This is a genomic window from Agromyces sp. NPDC055658 (assembly GCF_053618155.1).
Window position 1 is genome coordinate 1 of the sequence record NZ_JBSHHD010000050.1, and the last position, 16,206, is coordinate 16,206.

14 protein-coding genes are annotated in these 16,206 nt (G+C 70.7%); 12 read left to right on the top strand and 2 right to left on the bottom strand.

Annotated features, from left to right (window positions below; all coding sequences use genetic code 11):
* The first annotated feature begins 72 nt into the window (after positions 1–72).
* The 11 genes from ACWGPE_RS17345 to ACWGPE_RS17395 all read left to right on the top strand — a co-directional run bounded on the left by ACWGPE_RS17345 (position 73) and on the right by ACWGPE_RS17395 (position 13,051).
* Positions 73–729, top strand: a complete 657-nt coding sequence (locus ACWGPE_RS17345) for an amino acid ABC transporter permease (protein WP_231431283.1) — start codon at positions 73–75, stop codon at positions 727–729.
* Positions 726–1,652: an amino acid ABC transporter permease gene (locus tag ACWGPE_RS17350; protein ID WP_231431282.1), complete on the top strand. Its 927-nt coding sequence runs from the start codon at positions 726–728 to the stop codon at positions 1,650–1,652. Before ACWGPE_RS17345 ends, ACWGPE_RS17350 begins: the two co-directional genes overlap by 4 nt.
* Positions 1,653–1,733: 81 nt before the next feature.
* Entirely contained in the window at positions 1,734–2,774 is a 1,041-nt protein-coding gene (gene pheS / locus ACWGPE_RS17355; protein ID WP_231431281.1) for a phenylalanine--tRNA ligase subunit alpha, read from the top strand.
* 66 nt (positions 2,775–2,840) lie between these two features.
* Positions 2,841–5,345: a phenylalanine--tRNA ligase subunit beta gene (gene pheT / locus ACWGPE_RS17360; RefSeq protein ID WP_452049157.1), complete on the top strand. Its 2,505-nt coding sequence runs from the start codon at positions 2,841–2,843 to the stop codon at positions 5,343–5,345.
* A gap of 373 nt (positions 5,346–5,718) precedes the next feature.
* Positions 5,719–6,762, top strand: coding sequence for an N-acetyl-gamma-glutamyl-phosphate reductase (argC, locus tag ACWGPE_RS17365; RefSeq protein WP_231431279.1), 1,044 nt, complete (start codon positions 5,719–5,721; stop codon positions 6,760–6,762).
* Positions 6,759–7,916 carry a bifunctional glutamate N-acetyltransferase/amino-acid acetyltransferase ArgJ gene (gene argJ, locus ACWGPE_RS17370; protein ID WP_376931056.1) on the top strand — a complete coding sequence of 386 codons (1,158 nt, stop codon included), beginning with the start codon at positions 6,759–6,761 and terminating at the stop codon, positions 7,914–7,916. Before argC ends, argJ begins: the two co-directional genes overlap by 4 nt.
* A gap of 2 nt (positions 7,917–7,918) precedes the next feature.
* Complete coding sequence (gene argB, locus ACWGPE_RS17375) at positions 7,919–8,851, top strand: acetylglutamate kinase (RefSeq protein WP_452049160.1); 933 nt, start codon at positions 7,919–7,921, stop codon at positions 8,849–8,851.
* Positions 8,848–10,035, top strand: coding sequence for an acetylornithine transaminase (locus ACWGPE_RS17380; RefSeq protein ID WP_452049158.1), 1,188 nt, complete (start codon positions 8,848–8,850; stop codon positions 10,033–10,035). The genes argB and ACWGPE_RS17380 overlap by 4 nt, the downstream gene beginning before the upstream one ends.
* Positions 10,036–10,065: 30 nt before the next feature.
* Positions 10,066–10,995 (top strand): ornithine carbamoyltransferase, encoded by a 930-nt coding sequence (argF, locus tag ACWGPE_RS17385; protein ID WP_231431276.1) that lies wholly within the window; start codon positions 10,066–10,068, stop codon positions 10,993–10,995.
* Positions 10,995–12,428, top strand: a complete 1,434-nt coding sequence (gene argH / locus ACWGPE_RS17390; RefSeq protein ID WP_231431275.1) for an argininosuccinate lyase — start codon at positions 10,995–10,997, stop codon at positions 12,426–12,428. Before argF ends, argH begins: the two co-directional genes overlap by 1 nt.
* A complete protein-coding gene (locus tag ACWGPE_RS17395; RefSeq protein ID WP_452049161.1) occupies positions 12,425–13,051 on the top strand; it encodes a DNA-3-methyladenine glycosylase in 627 nt (208 codons plus the stop codon). The genes argH and ACWGPE_RS17395 overlap by 4 nt, the downstream gene beginning before the upstream one ends.
* A gap of 36 nt (positions 13,052–13,087) precedes the next feature.
* On the opposite strand, the gene ACWGPE_RS17400 is transcribed toward ACWGPE_RS17395, so the two are convergent.
* Both ACWGPE_RS17400 and ACWGPE_RS17405 read right to left on the bottom strand, forming a co-directional pair.
* Positions 13,088–13,693 (bottom strand): hypothetical protein, encoded by a 606-nt coding sequence (locus ACWGPE_RS17400; protein WP_452049159.1) that lies wholly within the window; start codon positions 13,691–13,693, stop codon positions 13,088–13,090.
* Positions 13,690–14,310 (bottom strand): DNA-binding protein, encoded by a 621-nt coding sequence (locus tag ACWGPE_RS17405; RefSeq protein WP_231431272.1) that lies wholly within the window; start codon positions 14,308–14,310, stop codon positions 13,690–13,692. The genes ACWGPE_RS17400 and ACWGPE_RS17405 overlap by 4 nt, the downstream gene beginning before the upstream one ends.
* Before the next feature lie 109 nt (positions 14,311–14,419).
* Here ACWGPE_RS17405 and tyrS point away from each other — a divergent pair, with 109 nt between their 5' ends.
* The gene (gene tyrS / locus ACWGPE_RS17410; RefSeq protein ID WP_231431271.1) at positions 14,420–15,721 is read left to right on the top strand and encodes a tyrosine--tRNA ligase; all 1,302 of its coding nucleotides are present in this window, start codon (positions 14,420–14,422) and stop codon (positions 15,719–15,721) included.
* Positions 15,722–16,206 lie beyond the last annotated feature (485 nt).

A 16,206-nucleotide genomic window follows, 5' to 3' on the forward strand; every position in this document is an offset into this window, starting at 1 on the left:
GGGGCGCAGAGCGCCCCCGCCCCGTTCCCGGCACCGCAACCGAAGCGTCCGATCCGCACTGAAGGGAGCACGATGGGCATCATCACCGACAATCTCGACCTCTGGGGCGAGATGATCGTCGGCACGCTCCTGCTGTTCTTCGCGGGGGGAACCCTCGCGCTCATCCTGGGCACCATCGTCGGTGCGATGCGCGTGTCGCCGATCCCGATCGCACGCGGAGTCGGTGCCTTCTACGTGAACACCGTGCGCAACACCCCGCTGACGCTCGTCTTCTTCGCCTTCGCCTTCGCCCTGCCGCCGCTGCTGGGGCTGCGGCTCACCGGTGCGGTTTCGATCACCCTCGCGATCTGTGCGCTCGGCATCTACACCGCCACCTACGTGGCCGAGACGATCCGCTCCGGCATCAACACCGTTCCGGTCGGCCAGGCCGAGGCGGCACGTGCGATCGGGCTGACGTTCGGACAGGTCATGCGGTTCGTCGTCCTGCCGCAGGCGTTCCGCTCCGTGATCCCGCCGATGATGAGCGTCTTCATCGCGCTGCTCAAGAACACGACTGTCGCCGCCGGGTTCTCGATCGCCAACCTCGGGTCGGTCCGCGCCTACCTCAGCGAGCGCGGCGAGAACCAGTTCGTCGCGATCCTCTGGGTGATGGCGATCTTCGTCGCCCTCGTGCTGCTGTTGTCATGGGCGCAGCAGACATTCGAGCGCCGTTGGAAGGTGGCCCGATGACCAGCGTCCTCTACGATGTGCCCGGCCCCCGGGCGATCGCCCGCAACCGCATCCTCGGCGTCATCACCGTCGTCGTGGTGCTGGCGATCCTCGGCTTCATCCTGTGGCGGCTCTGGGCGACGGGGCAGTTCACGGCCGAGAAGTGGAGCGCATTCACCTACACGAACGTATGGGTCCAGATCGGCATCGCGACCCTGAACACGCTCGCCGCGTTCGGCGCGGCCGCGGTGGGCGCACTCATCGTCGGATTCGTCCTCGCGATCGGCCGGCTCTCCGACCACGCGTGGCTCCGACGCCCGGTGGGTGCGGTCGTCGAGGTGCTCCGCGCCGTTCCCGTGCTCGTCTTCATGTTCCTGCTCTACTACGGGCTGCCGGTCATCGGCGTGAAGATGGACCCGTACTGGGCGGTGGTCATCGCCCTCATCGCGTACAACGGCTCCGTGCTCGCCGAGGTCATCCGCGCCGGTGTGGAGTCGCTGCCGAAGGGCCAGTCAGAGGCCGGGTACGCGATCGGCCTGCGCAAGGCCGGCGTGATGCGACTCATCCTGCTGCCACAGGCCATCCGCGCGATGATGCCCGTGATCATCGCCCAGCTCGTCGTCACGCTGAAGGACACCGCACTCGGCTACATCATCACGTACGAGGAACTGCTCTTCTACGCGCGCTACATCGGCTCGCAGTCGACCTACGGCTCGCCGATCGTCCCGGCGACGATCATCGTCGGCACGATCTACATCCTGCTCTGCCTGATCCTCTCCTACATCGCCTACCGGGTCGAGCGCCGGCTCCGACGCACGCACCGCACCGTGATCACCGTCGACCTGCTCGACGAGAACATCACCACGACCCGGGCGGTCGCCGTGCAGGCCGGCCTGGACTCGATCGGCGGCAGCGAAGGGACAGGTGGCGGCCTCCGGGGCTGAAATGCGACGAGCCTCGACGCGGCGTCGGCCACGAGGTGGCGCGCCACGCACGGTACCGTCGCGCCGGTAGACTCGGTTCTCGTGCCAGAGCCCCTCGAAATCACCGAGTCCGCGGTCCAGTCCGCCGTCGACGCGGCCCTCGCGGCCATCGCGTCCGCCGGCGACTCCGCCGCGCTGAAGACCGTTCGCACCGAGCACACCGGCGACAAGTCGCCGCTCGCGCTGCTGAACGCCGAGCTCCGCAACGTGCCCAACGAGCAGAAGGCCGCACTCGGCAAGCTCGTGGGCGGCGCGCGCGGCCGGGTAGGCCAGGCGTTCGCCGCCCGCGAGGCCGAGATCGTCGAGGCCGAGGCGGCCGCGCGGCTCGTCGCCGAGGCCGTCGACGTCACGGCCCTGCCCTCGCGGTTCAACGCGGGCGCGAGGCATCCCCTCGCCCTGCTGCAGGACCGGGTGTGCGACGTCTTCACCGGCATGGGCTGGGAGATCGCGGAGGGCCCCGAGGTCGAGAGCGAGTGGTTCAACTTCGACGCGCTGAACTTCGACGCCGACCACCCCGCGCGCGCGATGCAGGACACGTTCTTCGTCGACCCGCCCGAAGCCCACCTCGTCATGCGCACCCACACGAGCCCCGTGCAGATCCGCTCGATGCTCGAGCGCGACCTGCCGCTCTACGTGCTCGCGCCGGGCCGCGTGTATCGCACCGACGAGTTCGATGCGACCCATCTGCCCGTGTTCATGCAGTTCGAGGGCGTGGCGGTCGACAAGGGCCTGACGATGGCGCACCTCAAGGGCACGCTCGACCACTTCGTGAAGTCGATCTTCGGCGAGGAGGCGAAGATCCGCCTCCGGCCGAGCTTCTTCCCGTTCACCGAGCCGAGCGCCGAGCTCGACTTCTGGCACCCGACGTTCAAGGGCGGCGCGCGCTGGATCGAGTGGGGCGGCTGCGGCATGATGCACCCCAACGTGCTGAGGGCGGCGGGCATCGACCCCGAGGTCTACACGGGCTTCGCGTTCGGCATGGGCATCGAGCGCGGACTGATGCTCCGCAACGACGTGCAGGACATGCGCGAAATGGTCGAGGGAGACGTCCGCTTCTCCCAGCAGTTCGGAATGGTGGTCTAAACGATGACCGGCGCAGCCCTCTCAAACGGTGATATCTCCCAGCAGTTCGGAATGGTGGTCTAAACGATGCGAGTACCTCTCAGCTGGCTCGCCGAATACGTCGAGCTCGTCCCGGGAACGACGCCCGAAGACGTGCATGCCGCCCTCGTGAAGGTCGGCCTCGAAGAAGAAGACGTGCACACGTTCGAGCTCGAGGGCCCGATCGTCGTGGGCGAGGTGCTCGAGTTCGTCGAGGAGCCGCAGTCCAACGGCAAGACGATCCGGTGGTGCCAGGTCGACGTCGGCGAGGCGAACGGCGGGGTGCGCGGCATCGTCTGCGGTGCCCGCAACTTCTTCCCCGGCGACCAGGTCGTGGTGACGCTGCCCGGCGCCGTGCTGCCCGGCCCGTTCCCGATCGCTGCCCGCAAGACGTACGGTCACGTTTCCGACGGCATGATCGCCTCGGCCCGTGAACTCGGCCTCGGCGACGACCACGACGGCATCCTGCGCCTGTCGACCCTCGGTATCGACGCGCCCGTCGGCTCCGACGCGATCGCGCTGCTCGGCCTCGACGACGCGGCGATCGAGATCAACGTCACGCCCGATCGCGGCTACGCGTTCTCGATCCGCGGCGTCGCCCGGGAGTACGCGCACGCGACGGGTGCGGTGTTCCGCGATCCGGTCGAGCTGACCCCGGCGACCGATGCCTCGGCCGACGGCTTCCCCGTCGTCATCGACGACCGAGCGCCGATCCGAGGCAAAGTCGCGTCGAGCGCCTTCGCGACGCGCATCGTGCGCGGTGTCGACGCCTCGCGCCCGACGCCCGCGTGGATGATCGCGCGGCTGAAGCTCGCCGGCATCCGGTCGCTGTCGGTGCTCGTCGACATCACGAACTACGTGATGCTCGAACTCGGCCAGCCGATCCACGGCTACGACCTCGACACGCTGCGCGGCGGCATCGTCGTGCGCCGTGCCGAGCCGGGCGAGCCGTTCACGACGCTCGACGGCAAGCAGCGCACCCTGCACGCCGAAGACATCGTCGTCACCGACGACCGGGGCCCGATCGGCCTCGCGGGGGTCATGGGCGGCGCCGAGACCGAGATGAGCGACACGACGCAGAACGTGCTCATCGAGGCCGCCCACTGGGACCCGGTGTCGATCGCCCGCACGGCGCGCCGGCACAAGCTTCCGAGCGAGGCCGCGAAGCGCTACGAGCGCGGCATCGACCCGACGATCGGCGCCGTCGCCGTCGCACGCGTCGCCCAGCTCATGGTCGACCTCGCGGGCGGCACGGCCGACGCGGGAGGTTCGCTCATCCAGACGACGACCGACCGCGAGGCGATCGACCTCCCCGACGGCTTCGTCTCGCGCGTCATCGGCGTCGAGTACACGAACGACGAGGTGCACGACGCGCTCGCCGAGATCGGCGGCGTGCTCACGCGCGTCGAGGGCGGCTACTCGGTCGTTCCGCCGGCATGGCGGCCCGACCTCACGGGCCGCGAGGAGCTCGCCGAGGAGGTCGCCCGGCTCGTGGGCTATCACCGCATCCCGTCGGTGCTGCCCGTCGCGCCGCCCGGCCGGGGGCTCACCCGATCGCAGCGGCTCCGCCGCCAGACGGCCGATGCGCTCGCCGCGGCGGGTTCGGTCGAGGTGCTCTCGTTCCCGTTCGCGACCGACGACGAGAACCGCACCTTCGGCAGTGTCGACGGCGAGCCGGTCGCGTCGGTGCGCCTCGCGAACGCACTCGACCAGTCGACGCCGTTCCTGCGCCGATCGCTGCTTCCGGGGCTCATCGCCGTGGCCAAGCGCAACCGCTCGCGCGGGCTGCTCGACCTCGACCTCTTCGAGATCGGCCTCGTGTTCCTCCCCGAGCCCGGTCACGTCTACGGGACGGCCGAGCTGCCGGCCGGCGACGCCAAGCCCGGCGACGAGACGCTCGCCGCGCTCGACGCGGGCATCCCGCCGCAGCCGCGCCACCTCGGCGTGCTCCTCGTCGGCGACCGGGTCGCCAAGCAGCCGGGCGTCGCGGCCGAGCCGTACGGCGTGGCCGACGCCCTCGACGCGGCGCGGCGGGTCGCGCTCGCGACGGGGGCCGAGCTCGAGATCGTGCAGGGTTCGCACCACGCGCTCCACCCCGGCCGCACGGCGGAACTGCGGGTGGGCGGTCGCCCGGTCGGCTTCGCCGGCGAACTCCTGCCCGCGCTCGCCGAGGCCGACGACCTGCCGCGCGTCGTCGCGGTCGTCGAACTCGACCTCGACGCGATCATCGCGGCCGCCGACCCCGCGGTCGAGGCGTCCTCGATCGGCACCCTCCCCGCAGCGACGCAGGACCTGTCGCTCGTCGTGGGCGCCGAGGTACCGGCGGCCGAGGTCGCCGCGGCCGTGCGCGAGGGGGCGGGCGAGCTGCTCGAGCACCTCGAGCTCGTCGACGACTACCGTGGCCAGGGCGTGACCGAGGGGTCGAAGAGCCTCACGTTCGCCCTGCGCTTCCGCGCGGCCGACCGCACCCTGACGGCGGCCGAGGCGAGCGCGGCGAAGCTCGCAGGGGCGTCGCTCGCGGGCGAGCGCACCGGAGCCGTGATCCGCGACTAGGCGGAGCGCGCCCGTGCATCCCTGACCACCGGGTCATCGAGAGTGCAGTCGTCGCCTGAAATGGGGCCGCGACTGCACTCTCGCTCGTCGTGCTCGCTCGTTGCGCACGCACACACGGCACACCCCGCCCCGCGGGCGACGTCACCGCGCGACATCCGGCGACGCCCGGTTTGCAGGCGCCGTCGTCGCCTCGATAGGGTCGGAGCATGTCCATCACCCGGTTCGCCGCCGCACGCCACGCGCGTGTCGAGGTCGTGCGCAGCCGACGCCGTGGCGGGCGCCGAATCTCGGCGACCCCTGCGACGGCCTAGCGGGCTGTCGCGGGGCGTCGCCGGAACATCGCCCCGACCGCACAGACCCTAAGGTGGATTCCATGACGTACTCCGTCGCCGTCTCCGGCGCGTCCGGCTATGCCGGGGGAGAGATCCTTCGCCTCCTGGCCGATCATCCCGAGCTCCAGGTCCGCACCGTGACCGCCCACTCGAACGCCGGCCAGTCGCTCGCCGCGGTGCAGCCGCACCTGCGCACCTACACGCACCTGACGCTCAAGGAGACGACAGCCGAGACGCTCGCCGGCCATGACGTCGTCTTCCTCGCGCTGCCGCACGGCGCGTCGGGCGCGATCGCGGCAGAGCTCTCGCCCGACACGCTCGTGATCGACTGCGGCGCCGACCACCGGCTCGAGTCGGCGACCGACTGGGCCGAGTTCTACGGCGGCGAATTCCACCCCGCGTGGGAGTACGGCGTGCCCGAGCTGCCGCGTCTCACCGGCACGCAGCGCGACCGCCTCGCGAAGGCGAAGCGCATCGCCGCCCCGGGGTGCAACGCCTCGACGGTCGCCCTCTCGCTCGCTCCCGGCATCCGCGCCGGGGTCGTCGAAGACCGCGACCTCGTGTCGGTGCTCGCGGTCGGCCCGTCGGGGGCCGGCAAGAGCCTCAAGGCGCACCTGCTCGCAGCCGAGATCCTGGGCTCGGCGAACCCGTACTCGGTCGGCGGGGTCCACCGGCACATCCCCGAGGTGCAGCAGGCCCTCCGGTGGGCGGGGGCCGCCGAGCCGACGCTCTCGTTCACCCCCGTCATCGTGCCCATGTCACGTGGGATCCTCGCGACCTCGACGGCCCGCATCATGCCCGGTACGGATGCCTCGGCGGTGCGCGCCGCCTGGGAGGACGCGTATGCGGGGGAGCGGTTCGTGCAGCTCCTCCCCGAAGGGCAGTTCCCCCGCACCGCCGACGTGCTCGGCGCGAACACCGCGCTCATGGGACTCGCGATCGACGAGCGCGCGGGCCGCGTCGTCGTCGTGACCGCGGTCGACAACCTCGTCAAGGGCACCGCGGGTGCCGCCATCCAGTCGGCGAACCTCGCGCTCGGCCTCACCGAGTCGACCGGCCTGCCCGTGAACGGAGTGGCCCCGTGACCGTCACCGCCCCCGCCGGATTCGAAGCCGCCGGCATCGCCGCCGGCATCAAGCGCACCGGCGCGCTCGACCTCGCCCTCGTCGTCAACCGCGGGCCTTCGCAGCAGGCGGCGGTCGTGTTCACGTCGAACCGCGCGCAGGCGAACCCGATCATCTGGTCGAAGGAGGCTGCGAAAGACGGCCTCGTGTCCGCCGTCGTGCTCAACTCGGGCGGCGCGAACTGCTTCACCGGGCCCGAGGGCTTCCAGGTCACGCACCGCACCGCCGAGGCGGCTGCTGCCGCGCTCGGCGTCTCGGCCGGAGACGTGCTCGTCTGCTCGACCGGGCTCATCGGCGAGCAGCTCGACGGCGAGATCCTCGAAGAGGGCGTGCTGAGCGCCGCCAACCGGCTCTCGGCAGATGCGGCAGCCGGCGACGACGCGGCACGGGCCATCATGACCACCGACACGACGCCGAAGACCGTCGTCGTCGACGGCGCGGGGTGGCGCATCGGCGGCATGGCGAAGGGTGCCGGCATGCTCGCCCCCGGGCTCGCCACGATGCTCGTCGTCATCACGACCGACGCCGACCTCGAGGCATCCGCGCTCGATCGTGCGCTGCGGCAGGCGACCCGGGTGAGCTTCGACCGGCTCGACTCCGACGGCTGCATGTCGACCAACGACCAGGTCACCCTGCTCGCGAGCGCTGCGTCCGGCGTGGCGCCCGACGAGACGGTGTTCACCGCGGCGCTCACCGAGGTCTGCCTCGACCTCGCCGCGCAGCTGCAGGCCGACGCCGAAGGCGCGAGCCACGACATCGCGATCGAGGTGCGCGGCGCGGTCAGCGAGGACGACGCGGTCGAGGTCGGCCGCGCGGTCGCCCGCAACAACCTCTTCAAGGCCGCGATCTTCGGCAACGACCCGAACTGGGGACGCGTGCTCGCCGCGATCGGCACGACGCGGGCGCCGTTCGATCCCTACCTCGTCGACGTGACGATGAACGGCGTGCGCGTGTGTCACGCCGGCCGGCCCGACCGGCCGCGCGACGAGGTCGACCTGACGCCCCGCGCCACGCACGTGCTCGTCGAGCTGCACGCGGGTGAGGCGTCCGCGACGATCCTGACCAACGATCTCACGCACGACTACGTGCACGAGAACAGCGCGTACGCGAGCTGATGATGGGCGATTTCGACGGAACGGATGCCTCCGGCGAGGCCGGAGAGGTCGCCGGCGCCGGTGAGAAGGCGCGGGTGCTCATCGAGTCGCTGCCGTGGCTCAAGCGCTTCCACGGCGAGACGATCGTCGTGAAGTTCGGCGGTAACGCGATGGTGAGCCCCGAGCTGCAGCGGGCGTTCGCCGAGGACATGGTGTACCTCCGCTACGCCGGCATCAAGCCGGTCGTCGTCCACGGCGGGGGTCCGCAGATCTCGTCGATGCTCGAACGGCTCGGCATCGAGAGCGAGTTCCGCGGCGGCTACCGGGTGACGACGCCCGAGGCGATGGACGTCGTGCGCATGGTGCTCTCCGGCCAGGTCAACCGCGAGCTCGTCTCGCTCATCAACGAGCACGGACCACTCGCCGCGGGGCTCTCCGGCGAAGATGCGGGGCTCTTCACCGGCCGTCGCCGAGGGGCGGTCGTCGATGGCGTCGAGGTCGACCTCGGTCTCGTCGGCGACGTGGTCTCCGTCGATCCCGAGGCGGTCGTGGCGCAGCTGCACGCCGGGCGCATCCCGGTCGTCTCGTCGATCGCCCCTGACGGCGATGCGCCGGGGCAGTCGCTCAACGTGAACGCCGACTCGGCGGCCGCGGCGCTCGCCGTGGCGCTGCGGGCGGCGAAGCTCGTCATCCTGACCGACGTCGCCGGCCTCTACCGCGACTGGCCGAACCGCGACTCCCTCGTCTCCGTCATCGGTGTGCCCGAGCTCGAGGCCCTGCTGCCGTCGCTCGAGTCGGGCATGATCCCGAAGATGCGGGCCTGCCTCGAGGCCGTCGAGGGCGGCGTCGCGAAGGCCGCGATCATCGATGGCCGGGTGCCGCACTCGATCCTGCTCGAGGTCTTCACCCCGCAGGGCATCGGCACCGAGGTCGTCCCGGCAGGAGGCACGGCATGACCGACTGGCAGCAGCGATTCGACTCCCGCATCATGCGGTCGATCGGCATGCCGCTCGCGAAGCTCGAGCGTGGCGACGGCGCGTGGGTGTGGGATGACTCGGGCAAGCGGTACCTCGACTTCCTCGCGGGCATCGCCGTCAACGCCCTCGGCCACGCGCATCCCGTGTTCGTCGAGGCCGTGTCGGCCCAGGCGGCGAAGCTCGCGCACGTGTCGAACTACTTCACGACCGAATCGGCGCTCGAGCTCGCCGAACGCATCACGCGGCTCGCAGGCGCCGGCGACGAGGGCCGGGCGTGGTTCGGCAACTCGGGCGCCGAGGCGAACGAGGCGGCGTTCAAGCTCGCACGCCTGAACAACTCGGGCGGTGCCCGCACGCGCATGCTCGCGCTCGTCGACGGCTTCCACGGCCGCACGATGGGCTCGCTCGCGCTCACGGGCAAGCCGCACATGCGCGACCCGTTCGAGCCGCTGCCGGGTGGCGTCGAGCACATCCCGGCGACGATCGAGGCACTCGAAGCCGAGCTCGACGACGCGGTGTCGGCGCTCATCCTCGAGCCGATCCAGGGCGAGGCCGGCGTCGTCGAGCTGCCGCCCGGCTTCCTCGAGGCGGCGCGCGAGCTCACCCACCGCCACGGGGCGCTGCTCATCGTCGACGAGATCCAGACCGGCGCCGGGCGAACCGGGGCCTGGTTCGGGTTCCAGCACGCCGGCATCGCACCCGACGCGATCACGGTCGCCAAGGGCATCGGCGGCGGCATCCCGATCGGCGGACTCGTCACATTCGGCCGCGCGTCGTCGCTGTACACGAAGGGTCAGCACGGCTCGACGTTCGGGGGCAACCCGCTCGCGACCGCCGTCGCGAACGCGGTGCTCGGCGAGATCGAGCGGGCCGACCTCGTCGGCAACGCCGCCCGGCGTGGTGCCCAGCTCCGCGAGCGCATCCTCGCGCTCGGCTCGCCGCTCGTCGCGGTGGTCCGCGGGCAAGGCCTGCTCGTGGGTGTCGGCCTCGACGAACCGGTCGCGGCGCGCGTCGTCGCGGCCGCGATGGACGAGGGGCTCATCGTCAACGCGGCGAACGACTCGACGATCCGCATCGCCCCGCCCCTCATCATCGGCGACGTCGAGCTCGACGAGTTCGACGCCCGCTTCGGCCGTGCCCTCGAGCGCGTCGCCGCCGCCTGACCTCTCCTCCCTCCGAACCGAACGGACCGCATGACCCGCCACTTCCTCCGCGACGACGACCTCACGCCCGCAGAGCAGGCCGAGGTGCTCGACCTCGCCGCACGTCTCAAGGCCGACCGTTACTCCGCGCGCCCGCTCGAGGGACCGCAGACGGTCGCTGTCATCTTCGACAAGACCTCGACCCGCACGAGGGTCTCGTTCTCCGTCGGCATCGCCGACCTCGGCGGCGTGCCCCTCGTGATCAGCTCGAGCGAGAGCCAGCTCGGCGGCAAGGAGTCGGTCGCCGACACCGCCCGCGTGCTCGAGCGGATGGTCGGGGCGATCGTCTGGCGCACGTTCGATCACGCAGGTCTCGAGGAGATGGCAGCCGGAACCGCGGTGCCCGTCGTCAACGCACTCAGCGACGACTTCCACCCCTGCCAGCTGCTCGCCGACCTGCAGACCATCCGCGAGCGGAAGGGCGCGCTCGCAGGGCTCACCCTCGCCTACTTCGGCGACGGGGCGAACAACATGTCCCACTCGTATCTGCTCGCTGGCGCGACCGCGGGCATGCACGTACGCATCGCGGCACCCGCGGCGTACGCCCCGCGGCCCGACATCGTCGACGACGCGATCCGCATCGCCGCGTCCACGGGCGGCTCGGTGCTCGTCACCGACGACGCGAGCGCGGCGGCGAACGGCGCCGACGTGGTCGTGACCGACACCTGGGTGTCGATGGGGCAGGAGGACGAGAAGGCCGAGCGGCTCGCGACGTTCGGCGACTACCGGGTGACCGAGGCGATCATGGCCGAGGCCGGCGACGACGCGATCTTCATGCACTGCCTGCCCGCCTACCGCGGCGTCGAGGTCGACGGGGCGGTCATCGACGGCCCGCAGTCCGTCGTATGGGACGAGGCGGAGAACCGCCTGCATGCCCAGAAGGCGCTGCTGACCTGGCTCCTCGACCGGAAGGACGCATGATGACCACCGAGCACGGTACGAACGAGGGATCGCTCTGGGGCGCCCGCTTCGCGACGGGCCCATCGCCCGAGCTCGCCCGGCTCTCGAAGTCGACGCACTTCGATTGGCAACTCGCGGGATACGACCTCGCCGGCTCGCGTGCGCACGCGCGCGCGCTCGCCGCGGCCGGCTACCTCGACTCGGGCGAGCTCGCCGCGATGCTCGCGGGCCTCGACACGCTCGAGGCCAAGGTGATCTCGGGTGATCTCGTCGCGGCCGAGGGCGACGAAGACGTGCACGGCGCGCTCGAGGCGGCGCTCATCGACGTCGTCGGCCCCGAACTCGGTGGCAAGCTGCGCGCCGGTCGCAGTCGAAACGACCAGATCGCCACGCTCGTGCGCCTCTACCTGAAGGACCACGCGGCGACGATCGGGCAGCAGCTCGTGCACCTCATCGACGCCCTCGCGGCTCAGGCCGACGCCCACCGCGACGCGATCATGCCCGGCCGTACGCACCTCCAGCACGCGCAGCCGGTACTCCTCGCGCACCACCTGCTCGCCCACGCCTGGGCGCTCTCGCGCGACCTCGAGCGAATCGTCGACTGGATGAAGCGCGCAGACGTCTCGCCGTACGGCGGGGGAGCACTCGCCGGCTCGACGCTCGGCCTCGACGCGGCCGCCGTCGCCCGCGACCTCGGGCTCGCAGCGCCGGCCGAGAACTCGATCGACGGCACCGCGAGCCGCGACGTCGTGGCGGAGTTCGCGTTCGTCACCGCCATGATCGGCATCGACCTGTCGCGCATCTCCGAGGAGATCATCCTCTGGAACACGCGCGAGTTCGGCTTCGTCACGCTCGACGACGGGTTCTCGACGGGATCGTCGATCATGCCGCAGAAGAAGAACCCCGACATCGCCGAGCTCGCCCGCGGCAAGTCCGGTCGCCTCATCGGCAACCTGACGGGGCTGCTCGCCACGCTGAAGGCCCTCCCGCTGGCGTACAACCGCGATCTGCAGGAGGACAAGGAGCCCGTGTTCGACTCGGTCGAGACGCTCGAGGTGCTGCTGCCCGCGTTCACGGGCATGGTCGCGACCCTGACCTTCCACACCGACCGCATGGCGGAGCTCGCGCCCGCGGGGTTCTCCCTCGCGACCGATGTCGCGGAATGGCTCGTGAAGCGGCACGTGCCGTTCCGCGATGCCCATGAGATCACGGGCGCGCTCGTGCGCTACGCCGAGCAGCACGGTCTCGATCTCGACGCCGTCGACGACGCCGCGCTCGCGGCGATCTCGCCCCACCTCACGCCGGAGGTACGCGAGGTGCTCACGATCGAGGGCTCCGTCGCCAGTCGCGACGGCGTGGGCGGCACGTCGCCGGATCGTGTCGCCGATCAGTTCGCCCGCCTCGCGGAGCGGGTGCGTCATCTCGTGGCCGGACTGCCGGAGGCGTCGAACTGACGCAGCTGATCACGCCCGACCGGTCGTTCTTCGAGCAGGACCCGGTGCAGCTCGCGCCGCTCCTGCTCGGGGCGGTGCTCTCGTACCGGTCGTCCGACGGCGAGGTCGCGATCAGACTGTCGGAGGTCGAGGCCTACCGCGGCGTGGGGGAGGACCACGGGTCGCACGCGTTCCGCGGACGTACGCTGCGCAACGCCGTGATGTTCGGCGAGCCGGCGCACCTCTACGCGTACTTCAGCTACGGCGTGCACGTCTGCCTCAACATCGTCGCGCGACCCGCCGGGACCTCCTCGGCGGTGCTCCTGCGCGGGGCGACCGTCGTCGCTGGCATCGACGTCGCGCGACGGCGTCGACCCGGTGTCAACGATCGCGACCTCGCTCGCGGCCCGGGACGGCTTGCGAAGGCGCTCGGCGTTCCGCTCGACGCGGACGGCAGCGACCTGCTCGCGGCGCCGTTCGGGCTGCGTCTGCCGGCGACCCCGCTGCACCACGTGAACGGTCCCCGCACCGGAGTGAACGGGGCGGGCGGCGGCAGTGCCTATCCTTGGCGGTTCTGGCTGCCGGGCGACGAGGGCGTCTCGCCGTACCGACGACACGCGGGCGCCGTCGATCCGACCGGCTGAGCCGTCGGTCGCGAGGGCCGGCGACGACGGGATGGCTCAGCTGATCGCGAGGTGCACGACGAGTGCGGCCGCACAGGCCCAGATGAGGCTGGCGAAGGTGCCGATGATGAACCGCTCGCGAGCCTCGGGGGCTTCGAGCTCGGTGAACCGGCCGACGCCCTTGACGGCCACGACGATCGCGAGCGCCTCCGGGAACCCGGCGATGATGGCGCCCGCCGAGGCGATGCGTTCGAGCACGCCGATCGTGAGGCCGCCGCGCAGCACCTCGCGCCGTCGTTCGGTCGTCTGCAGGCCCGGAGCGGCGTTCGGGTCGACACGGCGGTCGGTGACGATGATGCCGCCGTGCAACCCCGGCGAGACCGCGCCGCCCATCGCGAGCTCGAGGGCGGTGCCCGCCGCCGCGCTGCCGCCGAAGACCGCGATCGCGAGCCCGAGCAGGACGACGATCGGCGCGAGTCCGAACGGGGCGGTCGTGGTCGCGGTGGCTGCGGCGACGAGGGCGATGCCCAGGGTGCCGGTCGCGAACCAGATGTAGGCCCGCCTCGGCTTGAGCGAGGCGAGCACCGAGAGCACGGTGGCCGCGGCGAGCGAGATGAGCAGGGCCGACCAGGTGATCGCGTCGGCGAGGACGATGAGGTTCATGCGCGAGCTTCCGTCGAGGCATCCAGATGCTCAAGCAGCCTAGCGAGCGCAGGAGCCGCATCGAGCTCGGCGCGGATGTTCGCCGACTTCATGCGTGAGCTGATCGCGGGTGCGCTCACGCCGAGTTCGTCGGCGATGTCGGTCTGCCGCGCGCCGGCGACGATGCGGTCGTAGACCTCCCACCCCTGATCGGAACGGCGTTCGCGCAGCAGCAGGGCGAGGGTGAAGAGCGCCTCGACGTCAGCGGCGCTCGGCCCGCCGGTCACGTCGCCGCCGGCCTCGACGGCGATCCGCGGCGAGCTCTTCTTCGCTCGTTCGACGGCGTCGCGGGCGGCGAAGAACGCCTCGCCGCTCGCCTCCCTGATGTCCTCGGGCAGCGGTTCGCGCACCGGACCGCAACCGATCCCGACGCTCCAGCCGCCGTCGCGCGTGAGGTCGAAGACGACGTCGACGACCGTCCGCCCGTCGCGGGTGAGGAGCTGGATCTCGTCGCCGGCGTTGCGGGCGACCGGAAGCAGGAGCGCCGCGCCGTGCGCAGCTTGGATGCGGTCGCGGGCCGCTCCGGCGAGATCGGCCTTGGTCCGGCTGGCGACTTGGTCTGCGGTGACGACGATCATCTCGGCTCCTTCACCTTGAATCCTTCACTCGATACAAGATAAGCATACAGGGCTAATTCAGTATCGCTTAGTGATGCAGCCTGATCCGGAGCGCTGATACTCTGACGGGGTGTCAGACCCCGTGATCCTCTCCACCCAGCAGAACGACGCCTCATTCGACGACGTCTGGGACGAGCTCGTCTGGCGCGGCCACGTGCACGTGTCGACCGACCAGGCCGCGCTGAAAGAGCTCCTCGCGGGCGAGCCGATCACGTATTACTGCGGGTTCGACCCGACGGCGCCGAGCCTGCACCTCGGCAACCTCGTCCAGCTCATCGTCATGCGCCGGCTCCAACTCGCCGGTCATCGGCCGCTCGGCCTGGTCGGCGGTTCGACCGGTCTCATCGGCGACCCGCGCCCGACCGCCGAGCGCACCCTCAACACGAAGGAGACCGTGGCCGAGTGGGTCGGTCGCCTGCAGGGGCAGGTCTCACGATTCCTCTCCGCCGAGGGTGAGAACCCGGTGCGTCTGGTGAACAATCTCGACTGGACCGCCGGGCTCAGCGCGATCGACTTCCTGCGCGACATCGGCAAGCACTACCGCGTCGGCACGATGCTCAAGAAGGACGCGGTCGCCTCGCGACTGAACTCCGATGCCGGCATCAGCTACACGGAGTTCAGCTACCAGTTGCTGCAGGGCTACGACTACCTCGAGCTGTTCCGGCAGTACGGCTGCCTGCTGCAGACCGGCGGAAGCGACCAGTGGGGCAACCTCACGAGCGGTACCGACCTCATCCACCGGGTCGAGGGCCGGAGTGTGCACGCGATCGGCACGCCGCTCGTGACGAACGCCGACGGCACCAAGTTCGGCAAGAGCGAGGGCAACGCGATCTGGCTCGACGCCGACATGTGCAGTCCGTACCGCTTCTACCAGTTCTGGCTCAACACCGACGACGCCGACGTGATCGCGCGACTCAAGGTCTTCACGTTCCTCAGCCGGGCGCGCATCGAGGAGCTCGCGGCCGCGGTCGAGAACGAGCCGTTCCGTCGCGAGGCCCAGCGCGTACTCGCCTCCGAGGTCACCACCCTGGTGCACGGGGCGGATGCCACGGCCGCGGTCATCGCCGCATCGCAGGCGCTGTTCGGACAGGGCGATCTCGCTTCGCTCGACGCCGCGACGCTCGAATCGGCGTTGCGCGAGCTGCCCAACACGACCACGTCGCCCGACGCACCGATCGCCCAGGTGCTCGCCGACACCGGACTCGTCGCGAGCGCGAGCGAGGGGCGGCGCGCGATCGCGCAGGGTGGTGTCTCGCTCGACAACGTACGCGTCGACGACGAGAAGGCGACGCTCGCCGACTTCGTCCGTCCGGGGGCGATGGCGGTGCTTCGCCGGGGCAAGAAGACCATGGCCGGCGTCTTCGTCGTGTGACGAGTTCCGTTCGGCCGACGGCCCCGCATCGCAGCCCGCGATGCGGGGCCGTTCCGCATCCAGCCTGCGCCGGCTCGCGGGCCGGCTCCCGACCGTCGATGTCGTCATCGTCGTCGGGCGCGAGAACCGCGGATTTCCGGGCGACACGCCCGGGATGCATCGTCGAGTTGCGAGGGTGCCGCCATCTCCGTAAAGTATTCATTCGTTGCCCCACAGGAGCGGAGAGCGGAAAGGCCGAGAGCCCCCGCAGATCCTCCTCAAGCGGCACGATGATTCCGAGCCAGACAGTTTTCTACGCCTGGCTTGAAGCATCCGGGTGCGTCCTCATGGGATGACCGGGTGGGAACTACAACGAAGCTCCGGATGATCGGCCTGATCTTGGTCGTGAAGCGGGTGCGTCCGTTCCTTGAGAACTCAACAGCGTGCACTATGTTCAATGCCAATTTATTGAACCCCAGCCGGTCTTTGGATCGGTGGGATTCCTT

Excerpts from the sequence above, each read along its gene's own strand:
- ACWGPE_RS17345 (WP_231431283.1), top strand. The coding sequence starts at position 73 with ATGGGCATCATCACCGACAATCTCGACCTCTGGGGCGAGATGATCGTC.
- ACWGPE_RS17350 (WP_231431282.1), top strand. The coding sequence starts at position 726 with ATGACCAGCGTCCTCTACGATGTGCCCGGCCCCCGGGCGATCGCCCGC.
- pheT (WP_452049157.1), top strand. The coding sequence starts at position 2,841 with ATGCGAGTACCTCTCAGCTGGCTCGCCGAATACGTCGAGCTCGTCCCG.
- argC (WP_231431279.1), top strand. The coding sequence starts at position 5,719 with ATGACGTACTCCGTCGCCGTCTCCGGCGCGTCCGGCTATGCCGGGGGA.
- argB (WP_452049160.1), top strand. The coding sequence starts at position 7,919 with ATGGGCGATTTCGACGGAACGGATGCCTCCGGCGAGGCCGGAGAGGTC.
- ACWGPE_RS17380 (WP_452049158.1), top strand. The coding sequence starts at position 8,848 with ATGACCGACTGGCAGCAGCGATTCGACTCCCGCATCATGCGGTCGATC.
- argF (WP_231431276.1), top strand. The coding sequence starts at position 10,066 with ATGACCCGCCACTTCCTCCGCGACGACGACCTCACGCCCGCAGAGCAG.
- argH (WP_231431275.1), top strand. The coding sequence starts at position 10,995 with ATGACCACCGAGCACGGTACGAACGAGGGATCGCTCTGGGGCGCCCGC.
- ACWGPE_RS17400 (WP_452049159.1), bottom strand. The coding sequence starts at position 13,693 with ATGAACCTCATCGTCCTCGCCGACGCGATCACCTGGTCGGCCCTGCTC.
- ACWGPE_RS17405 (WP_231431272.1), bottom strand. The coding sequence starts at position 14,310 with ATGATCGTCGTCACCGCAGACCAAGTCGCCAGCCGGACCAAGGCCGAT.